This is a genomic window from Streptomyces sp. NPDC054841 (genome assembly GCF_053611045.1).
Genome location: NZ_JBSGZO010000607.1, coordinates 1 through 4,426, shown reverse-complemented (window position 1 = coordinate 4,426; position 4,426 = coordinate 1). Strand labels below are relative to the sequence as shown.

Below are 4,426 nucleotides of genomic sequence, written 5' to 3'. Positions count from 1 at the left end.
GGCGCACGTAGTACGCGCCGGGCAGAGGGTCGTTCGCCGCCGGCTCGGACCAGGCCCGGACCGTGCGCAGCGCGCAGGACAGCTCGACGGACGCGGCCTCGGCCGGGGCCGCCTTGGCGTCGCTGCCGTAGCGGCACGCCTGACGGCGCCGCAGCCCGTCGTACACGTCGAGCCGCCAGGTGTGGGTGCCGTGCCGGGCGGCGGACTCGGGCAGCTTCACCGTGGCCCGTACGGTGGCCTGCTGCCCGGCGTCGGCGGCGAACTGCCAGTAGAGGTAGTCACCGGTCGACGCCTGCGCCGTGGCCCGCTGTCCGGGGCGGACGACGGTGGCCGTACGGAAGGTCGTGCCTGCCTCGGTCGGTGCGGCGCTCTCCTCGGAGCCCTCACTCGGCGTGGGGGAGGGGGTGTCCGCGGCAGCGGTCCCGGGCAGCGAGAAGAGCGCGGCGGCCGCGAGCAGGGCGCCTGCGAAGGTACGTACGGTACGCATCAGTTGGTCCTCCAGACGGCGATGCGCCAGCGCGAGATCCAGCCCCACAGCAGACCGGCCGCGAAGCCCGCGAGCGTCAGCAGTCCGAGCAGCCACCAGCCGCGGCCGAGACCGTAGAAGGCGACGTCGGAGGCGTCGTGCGGGCCGTCCACCACATCGAGGGTCAGCTCGACGGGCAGACCGGGAGCGGTCTTGACCGAAGCCGGGGCGGAGAAGGAGTTGCTCACCCGCAGGCAGACCGTCTCGGTCGCGGGCTCGTCCGTGTCCGTCCCGGCGTCCTCGATCTCGGACTTCGGGTAGCGCAGTCCCGTCGAGACGACGTCGGTGCGTCCGTCACCGGCGGCCTCGCCGCGTACGATCTCCCGGCCGTGCACGGTCGATGCGCGCAGCAGCACACCGTAGTCGCGGTTGACGGCGCGGTCGGCGGCGATGCTCACCGACGCGCGCAGCTCCTGTCCGGGCTGCAGGTCCACCCGGTACCAGCGGTGCTGGCCGAAGGTCTCACGGTCGTTGTAGAGGCCGGCCTTCAGCTGCGGGGCGTCCTTGCAGCTGTCGGCGCCCTTCGTCGCGACCGGAGTGACGACCGGTTCGGCGGCGCGGTCGACCAATTGGCTGACCCGGTCGGACAGTTCCTCCTTGTGCTGCACGGAGGTGTACGTGCCGCCGGTGGCCTCGGCGATGCACATCAGCTGGGCACGCATCTTGGCGTTGGGGACCAGGCCGAGCGTGTCGATGGTGATGTTGATGCCCTTGGCCGCGATCTCGCGTGCCACCTCGCACGGGTCGAGCGGGGCACAGGTGTCCTCGCCGTCCGTGATGAGCACGATCCGGCGGGTGGTGTGACCGCCTTCCAGGTCGTCGGCGGCGCCCAGCAGGGCGGGCCCGATCGGAGTCCAGCCGGTCGGTGCGAGCGTCGCCACCGCCGTCTTCGCCTCGGTCCGGTCGAGCTCGCCGACGGGGTAGAGCTGACGGGTGTCCTTGCAGCCCGTCTTCCGGTCCTTGCCGGGGTAGTCGGCGCCGAGCGTACGTATGCCGAGCCGGACCTCTTCCGGCACCGCGTCCAGCACCTCGTTGAAGGCCTGCTTGGCCGCGGACATACGGGACTGTCCGTCGATGTCGCGTGCCCGCATCGAACCGCTGACGTCGAGGACGAGTTCGACCTTGGGCGGTTCCTTCGCGGCCGGTTCGTCGGCGGAGTCGCCGGAGTCGGCGAAGGCGGCGGCGGGGAGGAGGCCACCGGTCAACGTGACCAGCAGCGCGCCGCACAGGGCGGCTGCCAGTCGTTTTCTTGTGATCATCGGCGGATCATAGTGACAGCGGCGAGTGCTGCCCAATTCCGTGGGGACGTGCCGGGGCCGCAGGAGCCGGCGACCACTTCCGGGTGGTGTCCCGACCGCCGCAAGTGGCCCCCGTCCCGCGCCGAACTGCGTTGAAAGCCACCCTCAGTTGGCAGCGCCCGAGTCGAGAAGCACGCCCGGGTTGAGGATTCCGGCAGGGTCGAGCGCCTGCTTCACGGCCCGCAGGGCGTGGGCGAACGGTTCCGGGCGCTGGCGGTCGTATCCCGGACGGTGGTCGCGGCCGACCGCGTGATGGTGGGTGACGGTTGCGCCGTGGTCGGTGAGGATCCGCATGGCTGCGGACTTGATCTCGTCCCACATGGCGACTTCCTCGCCGCGCCACCCGGGCGCGATGACGGTGAAGTACGGCGCGGGACCGTCCGGGTAGACATGGGTGAAGCGGCAGTTGATCGTGCCCGCGGCGCCCGTCACTTCCCTGACGACGTCTCCCAGTTGCCGGCGCACCGACTCGTACAGCTCCGGAGCGCGGTCCCAGGTGCAGGCCGTCTCGAAGGTCTCGGTGACCACGCTCATCCGCGCGAGTCCATCGCGCAGGTACGGCATCCGCAGGAACGCCGAGCGCCAGGTGCCGGCGGCGGCGTCCCCGGCCGTGTCCTCGGCGCCGGGGGCAGCCGGCGCCGGTGAGCCGCCGTGCTCACGCGCGAGGGTGACGAGATCGGCGAGGCGCTCACCGACGGGGGAGTGGGCCGACTCCACCCCGAGGACGAGCACGCTCTCGCCGTCCCGTGCGACACCTGCCAGAGCGGCTTCTCCGGGGTCGAGCAGCCGGCAGTTGGCCGGGTGCAGACCCGACTGCGCGATGGCGCGTACGGCGTTCATCGCGTCGCCGAAGTCGCCGAACAGCACCGTGACCGAGGCCTTGTGAAGCGGGCGGTCCTGGAGCCGCATCCAGGCCTCGGTGATCACGCCGAGGGTGCCCTCGGACCCCAGGAACAACCGGTCGGGGGAGGGGCCCGCTCCCGAACCGGGCAGCCGCAGCGACTCGTTGACCCCCACGGGTGTCACCACGCGCATCGACTCCACCAGGTCGTCGATGTGGGTGTACAGCGTGGCGTAGTGACCGCCGGCGCGGGTGGCCAGCCAGCCGCCCAGGGTGGAGAACTCGAAGCTCTGCGGGAAGTGGCGCAGAGTGAGTCCGTGCGGCCTCAGTTGCGCTTCGAGGCCGGGGCCCAGGGCGCCTGCCTGGATCCGGGCGGCTCGGCTGACACGGTCGATCTCCAGCACGCGGTCCAGGCATGAGAGGTCCAGTGACACCACGCCCCGGTGCCGCGCCGCGCGGTACTCGACCCCGCCGACGACCGAACTGCCGGCTCCGTACGGCACGACGGCGACGTCCGCGTCGGCCGCCCAGTCGAGGACATCGATCACATCCTGCTCGGTGCGGGGGAAGGCGACCTGGTCGGGGGCGGCGGAGAGGTCTCCGTTCAGGGCCCGGACCACATCGCGGTACGCCTTGCCGTAGGTGTGCGAAGCCCGGTCCCGCGGCGCGGCCGACATCAGCGGGGCGAGCGCCGCGGGCGGCTCGATGCGCACCTTGGGCAGTTCGAGGGCGGCGATGTCGGGCACCGGCAGCGGGGTTGCCGCCGCGCCCGGGACAAGCGCGCCGAGTGCGGTGCATTCGGCGTCGGGCAGTGCCTTGTCCGCCGTGCCCCAGCCCCACCAGGAGCGGTTCCGGGAGGAGTTGGAGTTGGAGTTGGAGCTGGAGCGGGACACGGGCGGAGTGCTGTCGACCACGAGATATGACCTCTCGGTAATTTACCTCTTGGTAAGTTACCGCAATGTATACTTCCCGCCATGACCACTGCAAGTGCCTCGGCCACTCCGGATCCGGCCGGCGCCGCCGCATCGACCGGATCCGGCGGTACGCGAGGAATCCAGGGCCGGAGCCGCGGCGCCGGGACCAAGGGCGTCCCGCGTGCCCGCCGCGAGGAGCAGATCGTGGCCGCGGCCCTGGAGGAGTTCGGCCGGCACGGCCACGCCGCGGCGTCGATGGCCGCGATCGCCCGGCGCGTCGGGGTCACCAAGCCGATGCTGTACACGTACTTCGGTTCCAAGGACGGCCTCTACGAGGCCTGTCTCGAACACATCGGCCCTCGCCTTCTCGCGGCGGTCAACGAGGCCATGTCGTCGAGTCCGTCGGAGGGCCGGTTGCCCCACGCCGTCCTCACCGCGGTCTTCGAAACGCTGGAGGAACAGCGGCACGCCTGGTTCGTGCTGTACGACCGGACCCTGCCGCCCGGGTCCGAACCTTGGCGCGCCGCCCACCGCCACCGCGAGGCCATCGACGACCTGGCGGCCTCCGGCACCGCGTCGCTGCTGCGTGGCCACGGCAACGACGACGTCCTTGACGCGGACGCCCTCAAGCATGTGTGGACGGGCACTGTCAGCGCCCTCGTCGGCTGGTGGGTCTCCCATCCCGACCTGTCCGCGCAGGACATGAGCGCGCGCTGTGCCCGTCTGCTCTCCGCCATCCGCGACGGTGGTTGAGACTGCCGCCACGTGTTGTCGGACTGCCCTTGAGCCGTACCGAGAGCGCCGCGGCGTGCGAAAGGCCCGCCGCTGAGCAGCGGCGGGCCTGTAT

Annotated in this window: 3 protein-coding genes and 1 pseudogene; 1 reads left to right on the top strand and 3 read right to left on the bottom strand. The window is 71.6% G+C overall.

Annotated elements, in window-relative coordinates; all coding sequences use genetic code 11:
- The 3 genes and pseudogenes from ACWGI8_RS40315 to ACWGI8_RS40305 all read right to left on the bottom strand — a co-directional run.
- Positions 1-487, bottom strand: a pseudogene (locus ACWGI8_RS40315) (hypothetical protein); the annotation flags it as partial.
- On the bottom strand, positions 487-1,785 hold the full coding sequence (locus ACWGI8_RS40310; RefSeq protein ID WP_453668417.1) for a VWA domain-containing protein: 1,299 nt from the start codon (positions 1,783-1,785) through the stop codon (positions 487-489). The pseudogene ACWGI8_RS40315 and the gene ACWGI8_RS40310, both read right to left, overlap by 1 nt.
- A gap of 144 nt (positions 1,786-1,929) precedes the next feature.
- Complete coding sequence (locus tag ACWGI8_RS40305; RefSeq protein ID WP_453668416.1) at positions 1,930-3,579, bottom strand: FAD-binding oxidoreductase; 1,650 nt, start codon at positions 3,577-3,579, stop codon at positions 1,930-1,932.
- Between the two features lie 60 nt (positions 3,580-3,639).
- Here ACWGI8_RS40305 and ACWGI8_RS40300 point away from each other — a divergent pair, with 60 nt between their 5' ends.
- A complete protein-coding gene (locus ACWGI8_RS40300; protein WP_453668415.1) occupies positions 3,640-4,332 on the top strand; it encodes a TetR/AcrR family transcriptional regulator in 693 nt (230 codons plus the stop codon).
- Positions 4,333-4,426: the final 94 nt, after the last annotated feature.

What these genes read in the sequence shown, in the direction of transcription:
- ACWGI8_RS40300 (WP_453668415.1), top strand. Translation starts at nt 3,640, where the DNA reads ATGACCACTGCAAGTGCCTCGGCCACTCCGGATCCGGCCGGCGCCGCC.
- ACWGI8_RS40310 (WP_453668417.1), bottom strand. Translation starts at nt 1,785, where the DNA reads ATGATCACAAGAAAACGACTGGCAGCCGCCCTGTGCGGCGCGCTGCTG.